Raw genomic sequence first — 18,159 nt, 5'->3', positions numbered from 1 at the left:
TTCACCTAAAGAGTCGATAATGTCATGGGAGAGGTTACGGGCGCCGCGAGCGAGCTTGGCAGCGCTGAGCTTGTCTTGACTAAGCCCGTCGAAGAGGGCGTGTTTGATGCCAGCTGGCGTTCGGCCGCAGTGCAAAATCCGAGGTAAGCTGCTTTAGTACTTAATTGAATCGCTTTTTCATAGCGAATGCCCACTCGGCTATTTAAGCGATGAATTTTGCCATTGAGTTGATCGGGTTCAACCACAAGGCGGCTAAAGGCCAATTTTTCAAGCACAAGCTGCGCTATCGCATCCATCACTTTGAAAGATAAGCCGCTGATTGGGCAGCCATCGGGCGGCGCGATAATCAGGTGCATACCGCAATCCCCCTTCGCAACAGGATAGTGGTGACCGATTTCATCGTGGGCGGGATCGTAGAGCTCCGCCATAAAGAGCGCTTTGCCCTGCCACTCACCTATCAAGGCAAACTTGTGCTGCGTGGTTGCCATAAGGTTCTCTATGGCGGTGAGACTCAAGCCTTGCATGCCCCAAAACTGCGCGTACTCTTGGTTAAACCAAGACTGGAGTGTTGGTGTGTCTTGCTTAAGATCTAACGCTCTGAACTGGAAACCATTGATACTTGTCATCGCTGATAGCTGCGTTAAACATAGCTGCGTTAAACAATGGTCACTGAAATGACTCGCCATTATTGCGCCTCCTTGTTTGGCGCCATCAAGACCGACATCTTGGTTCCCGCGCCTGCGCTCATACTCGAAGTCGGCGTTTGGGTTGGATAGATATGCGGCGATGCATCAGCGGTATTGTTGTGCGGCGACGTCTTAGGGAAATGTTTAGGGTTAAGATTCAGTGTGTTAATTGCATTGCTGCCGCAGGGCTGATGCTTGGCAAGTTTGGCCGGATCGAAGGTTTGAAAGGCGATATGTTCTTCAATATGGTAGGGCGCATAACCAAGCACGGCCTTTAAGATAATACCGTTGCGATAACAGCCCATACCCAGATCCGGGGAACTTATTCCATGGGTATGTAAACCGACATTTTGGACAAAAATATCCCCGCGAATATCTATGCTGTAGTCGCGTTGCACGCTGAGTTGTCCCGCATCATCGAACTCGATCTGTTGCTTTATCTCTTTGATAAATTCAGGTAAACGGTAGTGATAGCCAGTGCCTAACACCACTGCACCCGTGGTTTGGCTCAAAGGGGTATTTTGCTCTTGATGCTGGAAATGTAACTTGAGTGCATCTGGATCAGTTTGAATACGGGTTAACGCCACATTGGTCATCAATTGGCATTGGAAATCCGCAATCAAGCGCTTTTGATATAACAAGTCATAGATGTCGTTGATAAGCTCGGCATTAATGCCCTTGTAGAGCGATTTTTGACTAGCTATCAAAGCACAGCGTTTTTCCGGTGTTAGTTCGTGGAAGTAATCGACATAATCTGGCGAGGTCATCTCCAACGTTAGCTTGGTATATTCCAATGGATAGAAACGTGCTGATCGCGTCATCCAATTCAGTTGATAGCCATAGGTATCAATGTCTTGTAGTAGATCGTAAAACACTTCAGCCGCACTTTGGCCACTGCCAATCACAGTGATGGCTCTCTGACTCTGCAGGTAGGTTTTTTGCTGCATATAGCTGGCGGTATGCATGACCCGCGCATCTTGAATGGGGCAATCCTTTGGCAGATAAGGCTCTGTTCCTGTGCCTAGTACTAGCTTTCGGCATTGATAGGTATGGGTTTTACCACTGTGTTTATCAAAACCTGTGACGCGATAAATCCCTTCACCGGCGTTGTAATCCACTTGAGTGACCTTAAAACCAAATTTAAGGTTACTGAGTTGTTGGCTCACCCATTGGCAATACAAGTTGTATTCGTGGCGGGGTAAAAAGAAATTTTCGCGAATGTAAAAGGGATAGAGTCTGCCTGTCTGTTTGGCAAAATTAAGGTAACTGTAACGGCTGGTGGGATCGGCCATAGTCACCAGATCCGACATAAAGGGGGTTTGCAGTCTTGAGGATTTGAGTAGCATGCCCGGATGCCAGTCAAAGCTGGTTTTAGCATCTAAAAATAAGCAGTTAAAGCCGTCGATAGGTTCTGATAAGGCGGCGAGGCCAAGATTGAATGGGCCAATACCGATACCGAGTAGATCAAAGATTTCGCGATCCATTTCCCTTTGTTGAGTAGTCACTTACGCCTCCTTTGGCAGCATGCTGTTGCGTGTTGCCGATCCAGTAATCAGTTACCTAAGGACGCAAACCAAGTTAATGCGGCTGTCAAAATAGCCTGTTTGGCTATCTATTTTGCTGTGGTTAATTCGCTATGTTTAGCGCAGTCCTTAGGCTATTTCCCTGCTGCCTCTGTCCCGACAACGGCGAGTAAATTAGCACGTGAAAATATTCAAATGCAAACCATTCTCATTTGAGTGGTGGTGAGGGTTAATACTTTTAACTTACGGATAAGCGGGCTAAGTACGGTTAATAACGTATGTGACGGCAAGATAATTGGCTGGCAAAAAGGCTAAACTTAAGGGGTGTATATTCGAGTTGATTACGAGTAATTTGACTTTTAAGGCTATAAATACAGTTGGTTATATCGATATTTGTGTTGGTTTATTAATCGAGGGGAATTGATTTAGATTGCGGCAATGTCGGCTGAGTCCAATGGGGATAGGTGCCGCTAAACAGTCAGTGTAAATCCATTGTAAAGCGCAGGCTGGAGCTTCGTTCAAGGCATTGGTTAAAATGAGTCGGGCGTGGGTTAAGTTTAAATGGATTGGCTCAGATACATTGGCCCAGATGTATTGGCTCTGATAAATGAGTTCAGAGGCATTGCCCAGATGTATTCGCTTAGCTTGGTATTTTCTCAGAGAGCTATTCGCTTAAAACTGCTATTGGCTGGAGCTGTAAATAGGGCGGTTATCTCGGTATGGTAGCGGCAGTGCGTGTTTATTAAGGGCATGAACTTAAGCTAAAGCCGTCCTAAGACGGCTTTGAAATGTGGCTGTTAACTCAGAATGCGAGTTCGAAAGGCTAAATCGTAAATCTAGCGTAAATCGACAAAGTGTCCGGTAATTTTTCGTACTAATGGCAACACCATCAGCAGTGTCGGGAAGGCGACCACCCATGAGATCAGCCAAGCACCGAGCCAGAGTTCGATAAACTGCGGTGAAGCGCCAACGCCATTGAAAGTGCTAATTCCAGACACGATACAACTCATTAGAATAGAAAGAAAAAATGGCATTACAACCGTGGCGTACTTGGCTGGTAATTTAGGCGTGCCCAAAAAAGTACGAGGTTTGTCATCGGGCAAAGATTTAGAAATAGTCATCGGATCCTCTATTGGAAATTCATCAGGCGAATGATTTGTCACAGGCTAACACTGTCAATTCCGCTATCGACTTCATTTGCTCTCCCCATTGGGTTCAAAAGAGGAAGCAAGGTATTTAAGCGATTGATGAAGTTTAGCCTGCGCGGCGACATTCTAGGTATTGCACCGATAAAGCGCAATCATTAAAGCCCAATCATTAAAGCCAAAGCTAGCCTATCTGTACGTTCACAGTTAGCGCAAGGATCAAGACTCAGTTCATTCCATTTATTACCCAAAGCTCGCCCGTCACATTGACCCAGTGACCGAGCGAAATAGGGGATTTGCCAAGTTCAGTATCAAAAGGGAGTGCAAGGTTTGATTGCAACAGGTAAATCGTATCTTCGGGTGTTTGGCTGATGTCGACGATTTGTCCTGAAGTTTCAACGTTCAATTGAATTGGTAGGCGTGGAGCTTGCTCAATGATGTCAACTTGAACACTTGTATGGATAATAAACTCACCTGATTACAAATAATTTCCAGTTTCGGGTAATGTGAGACCCAGGCTTTAGCTGCAACTAAAGCTTTCCTTGTCGTAGTTCGATTGAACGCTGGCTCCTCTATTGAGAGACCGATAACAAGAAAGAACGCGACAAAGGACTCCAAGCAAAATACTCGAATAGTCTACAGGGTCTCGAACCCGCATTTGCAAGCAAGAGTTAGCTTATTATGAAAACAACTTCTAATCAAAACATTAACGTAGGTGTTGATACTGGCAAGTTTCAACTCGACATTTATATCCGCCCTCTCAATATCTATTTCACTGTATCGAACGATGAAAAAGGGATTAAAGAGGCCGTCAAAACTATTAAAAAATACACTCCTGAGCGCATCGTTATCGAAGCGACAGGTCGTCTTGAAATGCCCTTCATTATGGCCTGCGCTGAGGCAAACTTACCTTTTGTCATCGCAAACCCTGTTCACATAAAACGCTTTGCTGGTGCCATTGGTCAACGGGCAAAAACTGACAAGCTTGATGCGCAACTTATAGCGCATTACAGCGAAGCGATTAAGCCGACCTTATCAACTTTAAAACCTGATGTAATGCGTGCTATGAGTGATTTAGTCGCAAGACGAAATCAACTATTGGTGATGCAGACGATGGAAAAAAACCGCCTTCAAATATTGCCAAAAGAACTTGAAATGACCATTAAACCTATTTTAACGGCGTTCAAAAATCAGATTGAAAAGATTGAAATAAAAATCGTTAAACTCATTGAGTCAAACCCTGATTATCAAGCGAAAAATATACTGCTTCAGAGTATGAAAGGTATCGGTAAAATCGCCGCAGCTTCCATCATCAGTAACTTACCAGAATTGGGTTATATCAGTAACAAGGAAGCAAGCGCATTGGTCGGTGTGGCACCGATGAATAAAGAAAGCGGGCGCTTTAAAGGCATGCGAAAAATACAAGGAGGAAGGCATCAAGTGAGAACGGTTTTATATATGGCAATGATGTCAGCCATACAATCTAACCCGGTTTTTAAGAGCACCTATCAGCGATTAGTTGCCACAGGGAAACCTAAAAAAGTGGCTATCATTGCCTGTATTAGGAAGATGGTGGTGACGTTAAATTCGATGTTGAGAGACGGTGCCCTATGGGAAGCGCCAAAAGCGATAAATTAGTTATTGACGCCATAGTCTCTTGCTAGTTGGCCTAGTAATTCAACCGTCACCCATTGGTTAACCGGAAAGCGCATTCTTGCCTGTTGAGCGCTGCCTTGGTAATAAAACCAAATCGGTGCGCCATTGTCGCATTTGCCTGCGACTTCACCTTCAACATCACAACCCCATGGTGTTAGCTCGAGTATATAGATCCGATACTGCATATAAAGTCCATTTCATTTCGATACTGACATGCTATCGAGGAACTGTGACTAAATAACTGTGACTAAATAACCGTTAAGCTATCAGTTTGATTTCTTGTCTCGGTAGGGGTGGTGTTTGAGGCGTGATTGTTGAGAAAGATAAGAGCCGTAAAAGAACACCAACAATGAGGTGAGCAAGGCAGGGTAAACATAGGAGTCGGTCAATCTAAAGCAAAATAAGTGAGGCTGCGAATGTGCCTCACTTATTTTGTTGATTTTTCTCTTTCTTCGCGTCTTAAGCACTAGCTATTTAGGCTAGTGCTTAAGGTTATCAATTTAAATCAGTGATTTAGTTTATCAATATCAATCAGTGATTTATCTCAGAGATTGTAATCTTGATTAACTTAGGTCGCCGCTTTCATGGCGCGAGTAAAATCGCCAAGTGTCGCCAGTAGCTTAGCTTCATCGTGCTGGTGGGTTTCGATGATTTTTACTACGGCAGAGCCAGAAATCGCCCCCGCAGCACCTGCTTTGATGGCGGCAGTTACTTGAGCGGGTTCGGCAATGCCAAAGCCGAGTAGCGGTGGCGGCGCGTTAAAAGTTTTCAATTTGGATAGAATTTCTTCCACCGGAACGCCAGCTTTAGTGTCTGTGCCTGTCACCCCTGCGCGGGATAAGAGATAGGTGTAACCTTCACCGCTGGCGCTAACCAGTGCAAGGGTTTCACTGTCGGCATTGGGCGGCGCGATAAAAATGGGTGCGATACCATGGGCTTTAGCGGCTTCGCTAAAGGGCGCCGATTCTTCTACGGGTACGTCGGCAATAAGCACTGAATCCACACCCGCTTGCTGCGCTTTGGCGTAAAATGCATCTATGCCATTAGCAAACACCAAGTTCGCATACAGCAGCAAACCGATTGGCAGTTCAGGATATTTAGCACGCACTTGCGCCAGTAATTCAAAACACGCCGTTGGAGTCGTGCCCGCGGCTAAAGAACGCAGGTTAGCACCTTGGATCACTGGGCCATCGGCCAAGGGATCGGAAAACGGAAAGCCCAGTTCTAAGGCATCGGCACCGTTTTGCACTAAGGTATCGATAATTTTCAGCGATAACTCAGGGCTAGGATCACCAAGGGTGACGAAGGGGACAAAAGCACCACGACCTTCGGTTTTGAGTTTGGCAAAGGTGGCTTGGTAACGGCCAGTGTTGATAGACGTGTCACTCATTTTTATTATTCCTCTTTACCATTCAAAATGTCAGAAACGGTGAAAATATCTTTGTCGCCACGACCGGAAAGATTGACCACTAAAATGGTTTCTTTGGTGCACTCGCGCGCCATTTTCACGGCATAGGCGATAGCATGTGCCGATTCCAATGCGGGGATAATCCCTTCACAGCGCGCCAGTTGTTGGAAGGCTTCTAAGGCTTCATCGTCGGTAGCCGATTCATAACGGGCGCGGCCTGTGGCATTAAGATGCGCGTGCTGCGGGCCAACGGAGGGGAAGTCCAATCCTGCTGAAATCGAGTAGGATTCTTCGATTTGGCCTTCGCTATCTTGCATCAAAGGCGCTTTCATACCGAAGAAAATACCTGTCTTACCGTGTTTAAGCGGCGCGCCGTGCATTGGCGTGTCTATGCCTTTACCCGCAGGTTCGACGCCAATCAGTTCGACACTCGGCTCGTCAATAAAGTCAGCAAACATGCCGATAGCGTTAGAGCCGCCACCCACACAGGCGATAACCGCATCGGGCAGACGACCTTCACGTTCCAGCATTTGCTTCTTGGTTTCTTCGCCAATAATGCGTTGAAATTCACGCACTATGGTTGGGAACGGATGTGGTCCCGCGGCTGTGCCCAGTAAATAGTGGGCTTTTTCGTAGCTGCCAGACCAGTCGCGCATCGCCTCGTTACAGGCATCTTTTAAGGTGGCAGAACCTGAGGTGACAGGAATGACTTCCGCGCCCATCAAACGCATTCTAAATACGTTCGGTGATTGGCGCGCAACGTCTTTAGCACCCATATAGACTTTACATTTTAAGCCTAATAGCGCGCAGGCAAGGGCGGTGGCAACGCCGTGTTGTCCTGCGCCAGTTTCAGCAATGATTTCCTTTTTGCCCATGCGTTTAGCAAGCAGGGCTTGGCCTAACACTTGGTTAGTTTTATGGGCGCCGCCGTGGAGTAAATCTTCCCGTTTGAGGTAGATTTTCACCATAGGGTTGGGGCTTAAATTGCGGGTTAAGGTCAGTGCTGTAGGGCGGCCCGCGTAGTTTTTCAGTAAATCGGTAAATTCGGCTTTAAAGTCGTCATCTTCCTGCGCTTCCACAAAGGCAGTTTCTAATTGCTTAAGGGCTGGCACTAAAATCTGTGGCACATACATGCCGCCGTATTCGCCGAAATAAGGGTTAAGCTTTAACTTTGACATACCTTTTTCCTTATCTTATCAATCAGTTTGTCAGTGGCTTCGATTGTGCTAACCGCGTTTTGGTGTTAACCGCATCATAGTGTTAACTGAGCCGTTATCTATTTGGCCACTGGCATTAATAGGTTCATATTGTTTGTCGAGCATCACGCTTGTCGAGCACCAACTGCATCTAGGGCTTCTTGCTTAGCGCGATAGGCTAGAGACGTAAATGGGTAAAAGCCGTTTGGATCAGTTGCGCCGATTTAATTCCTGCGGCGGTTTCTAGGCCAGAATTAAAATCTAAACCGTAAAATCCTTGGGCATTGGCACTTGCCGCATTGTCGGCGTTGAGTCCGCCCGCCAACATGGCATGGGCCTTTTGCTGGCCTAAGGACTTCACATCAATATTTTGCCAATTAAAGGCTTGGCCTGAGCCGCCAAATTGACCTGCCGTTTTACTATCAAAGAGATATCGCGATGCTCCCTGAGGCAAGTTGCCAAGTTCACCCGTTTGAGCATCGACGCTCACGGCTTTCCAAATTTGGGTGGTGAGTCCCGCTTGCTCAAGTCGCTCAGCGAGCTGTGCGATTTCAAGTTCAGTCTCAGTGCCGTGCAGTTGTACGGCAGATAACTGCAAACTGGCGGCGATATCGGTGATGGTGCTTGGCGCTGCATTAACAAACACACCGACAAATTCAATGGCGGGGGCATCGGATGCGCGATACGCCCTGAGCAGTTGTTCTGCTGTATCAAGGGCTAACGCGCGTGGGGATTTTTCAGCAAAAATCAGTCCGCCATAGACAGCGCCTGCTGTTGCTGCGGCGCGGATATCTTCCACACGGGTGAGGCCGCAGACTTTATTGTGACCGAAGATCAGTTTACGGCAGGCCAAGTCGATATCAGCCTCAGCCATAATCGAGCTGCCAACGAGGAAGCCATCAACCAGCGGACTCAGGCGGCGTACTTGCTCATTGTTGTAGATGCCAGATTCGCTGATCACCACGCGGTCGCTGCCAATGTGTGGCGCCAGCGCTTCTGTGGTAGCGAGATCGGTACTCAAATCCCTTAAATTACGGTTATTGATGCCGATAATCGGCGCATCTAATGCGATGGCGCGCTTAAGTTCTTCTTCGTTACTGACTTCGGTCAGTACATCGAGTTGATAATTAGCCGCTTCTTTCGCTAGATGTTGATATTGTTCATCATCAAGCACGGACAGCATCAACAGAATCGCATCGGCGCCTTGGTGGGCGGCGAGTTTGATTTGGTATTCGTCCACAAAAAAATCTTTGCACAGAATTGGTTGGTTGACCCGAGCGCGCACCTTAGGGATATAGTCCATATCCCCTTGGAAAAATTGCTCGTCGGTTAATACCGAAATGCCCGCCGCATATTTACCGTAAATATCGGCGATGGCTTCTACATCAAACACATCGCGGATAAGCCCTTTGGACGGACTGGCTTTTTTGCATTCTAAAATGTAACCCGCCTTGGGTGTCTTGAGTGCGGAAAATAAACTGCGGTCAGAGATTTTTGGCGACAGACTCGCCTCAGGGAAACGCAGCTTCAGGGCGGCAATATGGGCCGCTTTGGTATCGACAATACGGGTTAACACATTACTTTTTGGCATAGCGTTTGTGGCTGCCTCTGGCTGAGTACGCAGGTCTTGAGTCATTGCTGTTGGAGTCACTTCTACTTGAGACATTCGCTTATCTTCCTCTTTCTTGACCGTTGACATGGGCTTCACCGCTGACTTTTGCGAGCTGGCTTAATAACTCAAATGCTTTGCCGCTTTGAATGGTAGCGAGCGCAAGTAAGGTTCCGGCTTTGACTGAATCAGTAATTCCACAGACATATAAAGCACAACCGGCATTGATGGCGACCGCATTGGCGTGTGCTTCAGTACCGTGACCTTTTAAAATTGCCTCGGTAATCAAGGCATTCTGCGCGGGTTCGCCACCTTCTAAGTCTGATATTTGCGCTAAAGGCACGCCTAAATCGGCGGGCGTGAGTTGATACTCAATAATGTCGCCGTCTTTTAACTCAGCAACTTGGGTGTTGCCGTGCAGCGCGACTTCATCTAAACCGCTGCCGTGCACTACCATAGCGCGTTTTGTGCCAAGCGCCTTTAATACTTTCGCTATCGGTAAGACTAACTCAGGGCTATACACGCCAAGTAACATAAATTCAGGTCGTGCGGGGTTAATTAGCGGCCCTAACACGTTAAATAAGGTGCGCGTTTTCAGTGCTTGTCTTACGGGCACCGCATGTTTTACCCCGCCATGGTAGTGGGGCGCAAACAAAAAGCACAGATTCAATGTGTTAAGGCAACGACTGGCGGTCTCTGGCGACATAGTTAGGTCTATGCCAAATTGCGCCAAAAGATCCGATGAACCCGATTTACTCGACACGCTACGATTGCCGTGTTTGGCGACCTTAGCGCCTGCCGCTGCGGCAACAAAGGCCGCTGTGGTGGAAATATTAATGGTATTAAAGCCATCGCCACCCGTGCCAACTATGTCAACGATGCCATTGTTAATGCTATCGCCATTCGAGTAGGGAAAAGCCTTGGCAGCGGCGCGCATGGCATCGGCGGCGCCACTGATCTCATCAATAGTCTCGCCGCGCATTTTCAGCGCAACTAACATTCCCGCCATCGCGGCTTCACTCATTTCTCCGCGAATTAACGCGCTAAAAATCTCAAAGGTTTGCTCGCGGCTTAAACTTTTACCTTGGTATAAAATGTCGAGTAAAGGCTGAATAGGGTTGGTACTCATGCGCTTACTCCTGTTTTCATCTCTTGGGGTAGAAATGTCATCTCTTGGGTAAGAAAGGCTAAGGTTTGAATGAGCAGTGTGCTGCCCAACGTTGTTAGAATCGATTCTGGGTGGAACTGAAAGCCAACGGCTCTGTGCTCAGGGTGCAGAATCGCCATCGGCATAGCGTCAGTCGTTGCGATTACTTGTAAGCAATCAGGCACGTGAGTGGCGACCAGACTGTGATAACGGGCAACGGGCAGGGGAGAGGGCAAACCAGCAAATACGCCAGTACCATCATGGAAGGTTGGGCTTGCCTTGCCGTGCACCACAAAAGGCGCGCGCGCCACTTTGCCGCCGTAATATTCCACCATAGCTTGATGCCCAAGGCAGATGCCCAGCATAGGGACTTTACCGGCGACTTTGGCGATAAGCGCCATCATAGAGCCTGCTTCATGGGGCGCACCAGGACCGGGTGATAACACTAGGGCTGCGGGTTCTTGTTCGTTAAGCAATTTTTCAGCGATAAAGTCGGCGGCAACATCGTTGCGGTAAATCACCACTTCACAGCCTAGGCTGCGAAATTGATCCACTAAGTTGTAGGTAAAGGAGTCAAAGTTATCGAGTAGATAGAGTTTCATGTTTGGCTCCTATTTAGATGGTACTGAAGTGGATTGCACAAAAGTCGATTGAGCCGACGCGTCATTTACTGGCGATTCATTGACTCGCAGTCCAGCGCCCATTTTGATGGCCGAAATCACAGCTTGGGCTTTTTGACGGGTTTCGTCAGCCTCACTTTGGGGATCCGAATCAAACACGACGCCCGCGCCCGCTTGAATAAAGGCGGTGCCATTTTTGACAAAGGCCGAGCGGATCACAATACAGGTGTCCATATCCCCAAGGGCATTAAGGTAACCGACAGCGCCGCCGTAGCTGCCGCGGCGGGCTTTTTCCGCTTGGCGAACCAGTTGTGATGCGCTTACTTTTGGCGCGCCAACTAAAGTGCCCATATTCATACAGGCCTGATAAGCATGCAGCGCATCTAAATCTTGGCGCAATTGACCCGTTACGCGACTGACGAGGTGCATCACGTGAGAATAGCGATCCACTTTCAATAATTCAGCGACTTTACGGCTGCCGCTTTGGCTGATGCGCGCGATATCGTTGCGTGCTAAATCGACCAACATTAAGTGTTCTGACAGTTCTTTTTTATCTAAACGCAGTTCAAGTTCAATGCGGCTGTCTAAGTCAAAATCAATCTCGCCCGTGGCGGTTTTGCCGCGTTTGCGGGTGCCAGCAATCGGGTAGACTTCGACTTGATTACTGCTGGCCTCGTACTTAAGCGCACTTTCTGGTGAAGCACCAAAAAGCGTGAAATCTTGGCCTCTGAAATAAAACATGTAAGGGCTTGGGTTAGTCAGGCGCAGGGCGCGATAAGCCCCTAAGGTATTCGGGCAAGGCAAACTAAAGCTACGCGATGGCACCACTTGAAAAATATCGCCCGCAATAATGTGTTCTTTCAAATCGATAACGGTTTGTTTGAACACCTCATCGGAAATATTGACTTGCTCAGTCGCGTCGATGGCGACCAGTGTCGGCACATCGGCAGGTGAATTACCGAGAGTTTTACATTGTGTGCTTAACTGCTGTACTCGCTCGCTCAGCGCTGCGGTGATGGCGGCATACTGGACTGAATCACGGCTGAAATTATGGGTAATGATGTCGGCTTGTTTCAGTTTATGGTCGATAAGGATTAAGGTTTCCGCGAGGTAAAATAAGTAGTCTGGGCAATCATTATCGCGGTTCGGTACGGCTGGCAGCGGTTCGACGGTATCAATCAAGTCGTAGGCCAACACGCCACCTAAAAACAGATCTTCAAAGGGGGGTTTACTTTGGCTGTCAGTATGAGTGCCACAATCAATTTGCTGGATAAACATCCGCAGGCCATCGAGTGGCGAAGTTGATTTTAAGCGTGCATCTTCATCCTGCAGCTGAGTGTCTTTTTGCAGTGTGACCACTAAGGTCAAGTTATCTCTGGCGACATTGACAGCAGTACTGAAAAAGAGCGCGATTGGGGCAAGTAAGCTCGCGCCATTGTCGGTCAATGCGGTGAAGGTCAGTTGATAACCGTCGCAGCGGATCATCATGGCGGCATGGGTCATCACCATGCTTTTTAAGTGATCTTTACTGTCGATTTCGGCCGACTCCAACAACATAGTATGGGGCGCATCTTGGGTAATGTGCTGATACAAGCGCAGTGGATCGCTGTGGTAGGTTAATGCCGCCTTGAATGTGCTTGAGCGTGCGAATGTCTGTTTGGGCATGTTCATACTCCAGCTACCTTATAAAATGTCTTTAACATCATGAGTTATCTCGCTTTCTTAATCTTGTTACCCGAGTCTGCCGACATTTTTCGCACCTAACAAAAAAGCCCGCATTTCTGCGGGCTTCTTGTTGATTCTGGTCACTTTCAAATGAGCACAGAGCTTCACACCACCCGCTAAGTTGGGAAGTGCCACCACCAAATGATGTTTAATGAAGCATTAATGTGTGTCATTCAAAAGGGTCTCGCTAATTCAGTAATTGGTGTATAGAAAACCTTAGCTGGGGTCTAATGTCAATTGAATATTTTTCATTTTCTATGATTTATTCACTTTAATGACGCAGAAAATTTAAGTCACACAGCCACAAAATGCGAGATAGCAGCGCATTTATTAACAAATTCACGTACAATAGCCCCATGAATACTCAAAGCATATTGGCTGATCTGCACAGCCACACGACCGCATCCGACGGTCAGTTAACTCCGTCTGAATTGGTGGCTAGAGCCCTTGAAAAGGGCGTGCAGTTATTTGCGATTACTGACCACGACACGGTAGCAGGTTTACCCGAAGCCCGTGCCTTTAATCAATCGCAAGCAGAACCGTTGAAATTGATCTCTGGCGTAGAAATCTCTACTCGCTGGAACAGTTATGATATCCACATAGTTGCGCTTAACTTCGATGCGGATAACCCAGCTTTATTAGCATTTTTAGAAAACCAGCGTGAGTTACGTGAATTACGCGCTCAAGAAATTGGCCATAGATTAGCCAAGGCTGGTATTGAAGGCGCTTACGAAGGTGCCAAGGCGTTGGCGGGTGAAGCGGCATTGAGCCGTGGACATTACGCCCGTTGGATGGCTGAAAATGGTCATGCTGTGGATATGCCGAGCGTATTTAAACGCTATCTTGCCCGCGGTAAAACCGGCTATGTCCCCAATAATTGGGGTGATATGGCCAGCGCCATCGATATCATTCATAACGCGGGTGGATTAGCTGTGTTGGCGCATCCCAGTGGTTATAAGTTATCGGCAAAGTGGCTTAAGCGCTTAGTGCGCGAATATAAAGAAGCGGGTGGAGATGCCATGGAAGTGGTACTTGGCCAGCAAACATTAGACGACAGGGCCAACCTTGTGGCCTTGAGCTTACAAAATCAATTGCTTGCATCGATAGGGAGTGATTTTCACTTTCCAAGTAATTGGATCGAATTAGGTAAAAATCTGTATCAGCCCCAAGGTATTGATTGGGTCTGGCAATCGGAATCTTGGGTGGAACGACCATGAGTCAGTTTTTTTATGTACATGAAGTAAATCCGCAAACACGCCTTATCAGTCAAGCTGTTGCCGCCTTAAAAGCGGGCGGTGTGATTGTTTATCCCACCGATTCGGGCTATGCCTTAGGCTGCTTGATTGGTGAGAAAGACGCGATGACGCGGATGGCGAGAATTCGTCAAATCGAGAACGATCATAACTTTTCATTGATGTGCCGCGATTTATCTGAGCTTGCGACCTACGCCAAAGTGGATAATCAGGCGTATCGCATTCTAAAAAGTTGCACGCCTGGGCCTTATACGTTCATTTTTAAAGCGACCAAAGAAGTGCCGCGTCGTCTGCAAAATGACAAGAAAAAGACCATAGGTATTCGCGTGCCCGACAATGTGATCGCACTAGCGTTGCTTGAAGCCTTAGATGCGCCGCTGATGTCGACCAGTTTGGTGATGCCAAATGCAGAATTTGCCGAGTCTGATCCTGAACAAATTCGCGACTTGCTCGAGCATCAAGTGGATGTGATTATCCATGGCGGTTATTTAGGCGAAAAGCCGACGACAGTGATTGATATGTCTGAAGATGGCGCCGAAATTTTGCGTGAAGGCGCGGGTGATATCACGCCTTTCCTCTAAATCTGCCGTATTAGATTTATCGCTAATGGATACGAGTGAGTGATGCGGCGAGTGGCTGTGCACATTTGGCAGTTTTATCGCAGCAGATTTACAGGTATAATCGCGCGTTTGGCGTTAGCCTAAGTTGGGTAGCGCAGCGTTAACGGAGCAAGATAGCGGATGCAGGGCACGCAACAGAGTTTACCCTTAGCCGTTATTCGTGGTCAGGCAATGACCGAAATGCCGCTGGATTTGTTTATTCCGCCAGAGGCATTAGAAGTATTCCTTGAGTCCTTTGAAGGCCCATTGGATTTACTTTTATATTTGATCCGTAAGCAGAAATTAGACGTTGTCGATTTACCCATTCAGCAAATCACCGCGCAGTATTTAGAATATATTACGTTGCTGACTCAGGCTCGAATTGAACTCGCTGCCGATTACTTAGTGATGGCGGCAACGCTTGCCGAGATTAAATCCCGTTTGCTGCTGCCGCGTATGGTGGCTGAAGATGAGGTTGAGGAAGATCCTCGGGCTCAATTGATCCGTCAGTTGAAAGCCTATGAAGTGATTAAAGAAGCGTCGCAAAAACTCGATGATTTGCCGCGGCTCGAGCGGGATGTGTTTCAAGCCAAAGCAGTGGCAGCACCTGACATTAAGCCGTTAATGATCCCGCCAGAAGTCTCGTTGTTTGAAATTGCCCGCGCCTTTGGCGATGTGCTCAAACGTATCGATGCCAATGAAGATCATCACGTTAAGCGTGAACAGTTATCGACGCGTGAGCGCATGAGCCAGATTTTAGCCATGCTGAACTCGGAAGATTTTACGGCATTTGAACGTTTATTTACCGTAGCTGAAGGCCGTGCAGGCGTGGTCGTGACCTTCTTAGCACTGATGGAATTAGTCAAAGAATTATTGGTTGAATTGTACCAAACAGAACCGTTTTCAACTATTTACGTTAAGGCCTATTAATTGATGCAGATAAATCCGACTCAATTAAAACAGCTTATTGAAGCGAGTTTGTTTGTATTGGGGAAACCCTTGTCGGCGAAAATGCTGAAAGACACTGTATTGGTGGATTTCACGGTTTCCAGAGACAAAATAAAAGCTGCATTGGATGAGCTGCAGCAGGATTATCAAGACAGAGGTGTACAACTTGTGAAAGTCGCTGGAGGTTATCGCTTCCAGACCTTGGAAGTCTTGAGTCCTTTTTTGCAGCCCCTGTGGCAAGAAAAGGCGCCTAAATATTCGCGTGCGACATTAGAAACCTTGGCGGTGATTGCTTATCGTCAACCTGTGACTCGCGGCGATATTGAACAGGTGCGCGGTGTGGCCATTAGTAGTCACATCATAAAAAGTTTGTCAGATAGACATTGGATTAAAGTAGTTGGCCATAAAGAAGTACCGGGGCGACCCGCGTTGTATGCCACTACCTTAGAATTTTTAGCATATTTTGGCTTAGACACCTTAGCGGATTTACCGCCGCTGTCGGATACTGAGTCATTGCAGGCGGTTTTTTCAAGTGTGAAATTAACGCCGGAACAGTCAGAAGAGCAAAATACTAATGAGTGAAAAATTGCAGAAAGTCTTGGCCCGTGCAGGCCATGGCTCCCGTCGTGAGATGGAGGCATGGATTGCTGCAGGCCGAGTTAGTATTGATGGTGAAATTGCTAGCCTTGGGGATCGGATTGAAGCCGATGCCAAAGTGCGTATCGATGGGAGATCGATTTCGTTAAAGTCTGCCGAAGACGTGATCTGTCGAGTATTGGCATACCATAAACCCGAAGGCGAAATTTGTAGTCGTAAAGATCCTGAAGGCCGTCCAACGGTATTCGATCGCTTACCTAAAGTGCGTGATTCGCGCTGGGTTGCGGTAGGTCGTTTAGACATCAACACCTCAGGTTTATTGTTGTTTACCTCAGATGGTGAATTAGCGAACCGCTTAATGCATCCATCGAACGAAGTCGACCGCGAATACGCAGTGCGTACCTTCGGTGAAATCCCTGAAGCGACAGTGCAACGTTTGCGTACTGGCGTAATGTTAGAGGACGGCCCTGCGCAGTTTGATAGCATCAAGCCAGCGGGCGGCGAAGGCATGAACCAGTGGTGGCATGTGTGTTTACGCGAAGGTCGTAACCGCGAAGTGCGCCGTCTTTGGGAATCCCAAGAAGTGCAAGTGAGCCGTTTGATCCGTATTCGTTACGGTATGGTTGAATTGCCAAAATCACTGCCACGGGGTGGCTGGGTTGAATTGCCAATGGAGCAAGTTAACTACTTGCGTAAACTGGCAGGTTTAGAGCCTGAAACCCGCACTATGCTTGCTGCCGATAAACACAGCGTAGCCCGTGCACAGGTGAAGAGTGCCAAAATTCGCCGCGCTGTGCGTAAGCATAAAGTGACAGGTTCGGGAAAACCTAAGCCATCGCGTCAGCGCAGCTAAGTTGTTTTATTCCCATGAAAAGGCCGCTTAGCGGCCTTTTTGCTTTCTGTTATTTGCAGCTATGTTATAACAAGAGTCAGCTGAATTGAGGAGTGAATGGATGAAGCTAATGTCAGTGCGACGGATTTGGGAGCAGGCTGCCCATAATGCGTTTACCGATTTAATCGCGTTTCAGGAAGCACTTTTTTGTGTTTTCCGTGAAGGGACTGCCCATGTGTCACCCGATGGCGCTTTGCGTATTCTACGTTCAGTTGATGGCGGCGAGACGTGGCAGAGCGTGGCGTTTATTCGTTCGGAAGAGGCTGATTTACGCGACGGTAAACTGATTGAATATCAAGGGGAATTGCTTTTACTCGGTGGCGGGACCTTACATGATAAGTCGGGTCTTCAATCACATCTTTGGCGCTCAGCCGATGGGCTAGTGTGGTCGGATGCGCTAAAGATAGCTGATAAGGGCTATTGGTTATGGCGTTTAACCGAGCATCAAAATACGCTCTATGGTGTGGGCTATCGCCCAGGACCTGATGGTGACACTCGGTTGTATAAGAGTGATGATGGCGTGCAGTTCAAGACTTGGCTAAAGGTGTTTAATAATCAAGGTTATGTCAACGAAACAGCCATTGTTTTTGATCAAGACAGCGGCTTTTGTCTCTTGAGGCGCGATCCCGTTTGGGGCCCTGAATTTGTTGGTTTACTCGGTCACAGTCGCGCGCCATTCACCGATTGGCAATGGCAAGAACTCGATAAGCGCATTGGTGGGCCAGTGATGTTGATGTATCAATCCCGCCTGTTGGCTGTGGTGCGCTTATACGATGAACAAGTTCGAACGGCTTTAGTTGAAATTCATCCTGATACTGGCGTGGTTCAAGAACTACTGACACTGCCATCGAAGGGCGATACCAGTTATGCGGGCGTTGTGATTGACGGAAATGAGTTGTGGGTAAGTTATTACTCAAGCCATGAGTTAGCTGACTCACCGCTAGATACGCAGAATTTGCTTGATGAATCAAGCAGAGCCGCTAAAGCTAAAACGATGATTTATTTTGCAAAAATTCAGTTAAGTTAAGATTGGTGGTGCAGCGTTTTTATGCTGTTTATTCCCATGGATTAATACAGAGATCCATCTTGCGAATATCTAAAATAATAAAGGGCCATCAATAGGCCCTTTATTATTGCTGAATCATACTGCTAAAC

General features: G+C 47.5%; 16 protein-coding genes, 2 pseudogenes and 1 other annotated feature. Of the genes and pseudogenes, 7 read left to right on the top strand and 11 right to left on the bottom strand.

The annotated features are described in order from the left end of the window. Nucleotides 1-5: 5 nt before the first annotated feature. The 4 genes and pseudogenes from MO387_RS10785 to MO387_RS21325 form a co-directional block, all read right to left on the bottom strand. Complete coding sequence (locus MO387_RS10785) at nt 6-686, bottom strand: GNAT family N-acetyltransferase (protein WP_107948144.1); 681 nt, start codon at nt 684-686, stop codon at nt 6-8. Next, a complete protein-coding gene (locus tag MO387_RS10780) occupies nt 686-2,191 on the bottom strand; it encodes a SidA/IucD/PvdA family monooxygenase (protein ID WP_107948142.1) in 1,506 nt (501 codons plus the stop codon). The genes MO387_RS10785 and MO387_RS10780 overlap by 1 nt, the downstream gene beginning before the upstream one ends. Before the next feature lie 854 nt (nt 2,192-3,045). Beyond that, a complete protein-coding gene (locus MO387_RS10775; protein WP_006082193.1) occupies nt 3,046-3,330 on the bottom strand; it encodes a DUF2798 domain-containing protein in 285 nt (94 codons plus the stop codon). Nucleotides 3,331-3,580: 250 nt separating this feature from the next. After that, nucleotides 3,581-3,808 (bottom strand): annotated as a pseudogene (locus MO387_RS21325) (glycerate kinase); the annotation flags it as partial. Between the two features lie 227 nt (nt 3,809-4,035). On the opposite strand from MO387_RS21325, the gene MO387_RS10770 reads away from it, so the two are divergent. Continuing rightward, the gene (locus MO387_RS10770; RefSeq protein WP_107948140.1) at nt 4,036-4,992 is read left to right on the top strand and encodes an IS110 family transposase; all 957 of its coding nucleotides are present in this window, start codon (nt 4,036-4,038) and stop codon (nt 4,990-4,992) included. A 20-nt stretch (nt 4,993-5,012) separates the two neighbouring features. On the opposite strand, the pseudogene MO387_RS10765 reads toward MO387_RS10770, so the two are convergent. From MO387_RS10765 to MO387_RS10735, 7 genes and pseudogenes are all read right to left on the bottom strand, one after another. Then, nucleotides 5,013-5,195: pseudogene (locus MO387_RS10765) on the bottom strand (glycerate kinase); the annotation flags it as partial. A gap of 383 nt (nt 5,196-5,578) precedes the next feature. After that, entirely contained in the window at nt 5,579-6,400 is an 822-nt protein-coding gene (trpA, locus tag MO387_RS10760) for a tryptophan synthase subunit alpha (RefSeq protein ID WP_107948138.1), read from the bottom strand. Between the two features lie 5 nt (nt 6,401-6,405). Further along, nucleotides 6,406-7,596, bottom strand: coding sequence for a tryptophan synthase subunit beta (gene trpB, locus MO387_RS10755; protein WP_063884781.1), 1,191 nt, complete (start codon nt 7,594-7,596; stop codon nt 6,406-6,408). Nucleotides 7,597-7,792: 196 nt separating this feature from the next. Next, nucleotides 7,793-9,280 carry a bifunctional indole-3-glycerol-phosphate synthase TrpC/phosphoribosylanthranilate isomerase TrpF gene (trpCF, locus tag MO387_RS10750; protein ID WP_107948136.1) on the bottom strand — a complete coding sequence of 496 codons (1,488 nt, stop codon included), beginning with the start codon at nt 9,278-9,280 and terminating at the stop codon, nt 7,793-7,795. Nucleotides 9,281-9,284: 4 nt separating this feature from the next. Then, nucleotides 9,285-10,352, bottom strand: coding sequence for an anthranilate phosphoribosyltransferase (gene trpD, locus MO387_RS10745; protein ID WP_107948134.1), 1,068 nt, complete (start codon nt 10,350-10,352; stop codon nt 9,285-9,287). Further along, nucleotides 10,349-10,972 (bottom strand): aminodeoxychorismate/anthranilate synthase component II, encoded by a 624-nt coding sequence (locus MO387_RS10740; RefSeq protein ID WP_107948132.1) that lies wholly within the window; start codon nt 10,970-10,972, stop codon nt 10,349-10,351. Before MO387_RS10740 ends, trpD begins: the two co-directional genes overlap by 4 nt. A 9-nt stretch (nt 10,973-10,981) precedes the next feature. Beyond that, nucleotides 10,982-12,655, bottom strand: coding sequence for an anthranilate synthase component 1 (locus MO387_RS10735; RefSeq protein WP_107950246.1), 1,674 nt, complete (start codon nt 12,653-12,655; stop codon nt 10,982-10,984). 98 nt (nt 12,656-12,753) lie between these two features. Further along, nucleotides 12,754-12,861 (bottom strand) — a sequence feature (Trp leader region). A gap of 210 nt (nt 12,862-13,071) precedes the next feature. On the opposite strand from MO387_RS10735, the gene MO387_RS10730 reads away from it, so the two are divergent. The 6 genes from MO387_RS10730 to MO387_RS10705 all read left to right on the top strand — a co-directional run bounded on the left by MO387_RS10730 (nt 13,072) and on the right by MO387_RS10705 (nt 18,031). Next, nucleotides 13,072-13,932 carry a PHP domain-containing protein gene (locus MO387_RS10730; RefSeq protein WP_107948129.1) on the top strand — a complete coding sequence of 287 codons (861 nt, stop codon included), beginning with the start codon at nt 13,072-13,074 and terminating at the stop codon, nt 13,930-13,932. Continuing rightward, entirely contained in the window at nt 13,929-14,549 is a 621-nt protein-coding gene (locus MO387_RS10725; protein WP_006082184.1) for an L-threonylcarbamoyladenylate synthase, read from the top strand. Before MO387_RS10730 ends, MO387_RS10725 begins: the two co-directional genes overlap by 4 nt. A 159-nt stretch (nt 14,550-14,708) precedes the next feature. Then, the gene (locus MO387_RS10720; protein WP_011847143.1) at nt 14,709-15,497 is read left to right on the top strand and encodes a ScpA family protein; all 789 of its coding nucleotides are present in this window, start codon (nt 14,709-14,711) and stop codon (nt 15,495-15,497) included. Between the two features lie 3 nt (nt 15,498-15,500). Continuing rightward, complete coding sequence (scpB, locus tag MO387_RS10715; RefSeq protein ID WP_012089553.1) at nt 15,501-16,097, top strand: SMC-Scp complex subunit ScpB; 597 nt, start codon at nt 15,501-15,503, stop codon at nt 16,095-16,097. Next, on the top strand, nt 16,090-16,965 hold the full coding sequence (gene rluB / locus MO387_RS10710) for a 23S rRNA pseudouridine(2605) synthase RluB (RefSeq protein ID WP_006082181.1): 876 nt from the start codon (nt 16,090-16,092) through the stop codon (nt 16,963-16,965). The genes scpB and rluB overlap by 8 nt, the downstream gene beginning before the upstream one ends. Nucleotides 16,966-17,065: 100 nt before the next feature. Then, nucleotides 17,066-18,031, top strand: coding sequence for a hypothetical protein (locus MO387_RS10705; RefSeq protein ID WP_107948127.1), 966 nt, complete (start codon nt 17,066-17,068; stop codon nt 18,029-18,031). Nucleotides 18,032-18,159: the final 128 nt, after the last annotated feature.

The organism is Shewanella sp. N2AIL (assembly GCF_022690845.1).
GTDB classification, from domain to species: domain Bacteria; phylum Pseudomonadota; class Gammaproteobacteria; order Enterobacterales; family Shewanellaceae; genus Shewanella; species Shewanella baltica.
This window is presented reverse-complemented; position numbering and strand designations above follow the sequence as displayed.

What these genes read in the sequence shown, in the direction of transcription:
- MO387_RS10785 (WP_107948144.1), bottom strand. Translation starts at nt 686, where the DNA reads ATGGCGAGTCATTTCAGTGACCATTGTTTAACGCAGCTATGTTTAACG.
- MO387_RS10775 (WP_006082193.1), bottom strand. Translation starts at nt 3,330, where the DNA reads ATGACTATTTCTAAATCTTTGCCCGATGACAAACCTCGTACTTTTTTG.
- MO387_RS10770 (WP_107948140.1), top strand. Translation starts at nt 4,036, where the DNA reads ATGAAAACAACTTCTAATCAAAACATTAACGTAGGTGTTGATACTGGC.
- trpA (WP_107948138.1), bottom strand. Translation starts at nt 6,400, where the DNA reads ATGAGTGACACGTCTATCAACACTGGCCGTTACCAAGCCACCTTTGCC.
- trpB (WP_063884781.1), bottom strand. Translation starts at nt 7,596, where the DNA reads ATGTCAAAGTTAAAGCTTAACCCTTATTTCGGCGAATACGGCGGCATG.
- trpCF (WP_107948136.1), bottom strand. Translation starts at nt 9,280, where the DNA reads ATGTCTCAAGTAGAAGTGACTCCAACAGCAATGACTCAAGACCTGCGT.
- trpD (WP_107948134.1), bottom strand. Translation starts at nt 10,352, where the DNA reads ATGAGTACCAACCCTATTCAGCCTTTACTCGACATTTTATACCAAGGT.
- MO387_RS10740 (WP_107948132.1), bottom strand. Translation starts at nt 10,972, where the DNA reads ATGAAACTCTATCTACTCGATAACTTTGACTCCTTTACCTACAACTTA.
- MO387_RS10735 (WP_107950246.1), bottom strand. Translation starts at nt 12,655, where the DNA reads ATGCCCAAACAGACATTCGCACGCTCAAGCACATTCAAGGCGGCATTA.
- MO387_RS10730 (WP_107948129.1), top strand. Translation starts at nt 13,072, where the DNA reads ATGAATACTCAAAGCATATTGGCTGATCTGCACAGCCACACGACCGCA.
- MO387_RS10725 (WP_006082184.1), top strand. Translation starts at nt 13,929, where the DNA reads ATGAGTCAGTTTTTTTATGTACATGAAGTAAATCCGCAAACACGCCTT.
- MO387_RS10720 (WP_011847143.1), top strand. Translation starts at nt 14,709, where the DNA reads ATGCAGGGCACGCAACAGAGTTTACCCTTAGCCGTTATTCGTGGTCAG.
- scpB (WP_012089553.1), top strand. Translation starts at nt 15,501, where the DNA reads ATGCAGATAAATCCGACTCAATTAAAACAGCTTATTGAAGCGAGTTTG.
- rluB (WP_006082181.1), top strand. Translation starts at nt 16,090, where the DNA reads ATGAGTGAAAAATTGCAGAAAGTCTTGGCCCGTGCAGGCCATGGCTCC.
- MO387_RS10705 (WP_107948127.1), top strand. Translation starts at nt 17,066, where the DNA reads ATGAAGCTAATGTCAGTGCGACGGATTTGGGAGCAGGCTGCCCATAAT.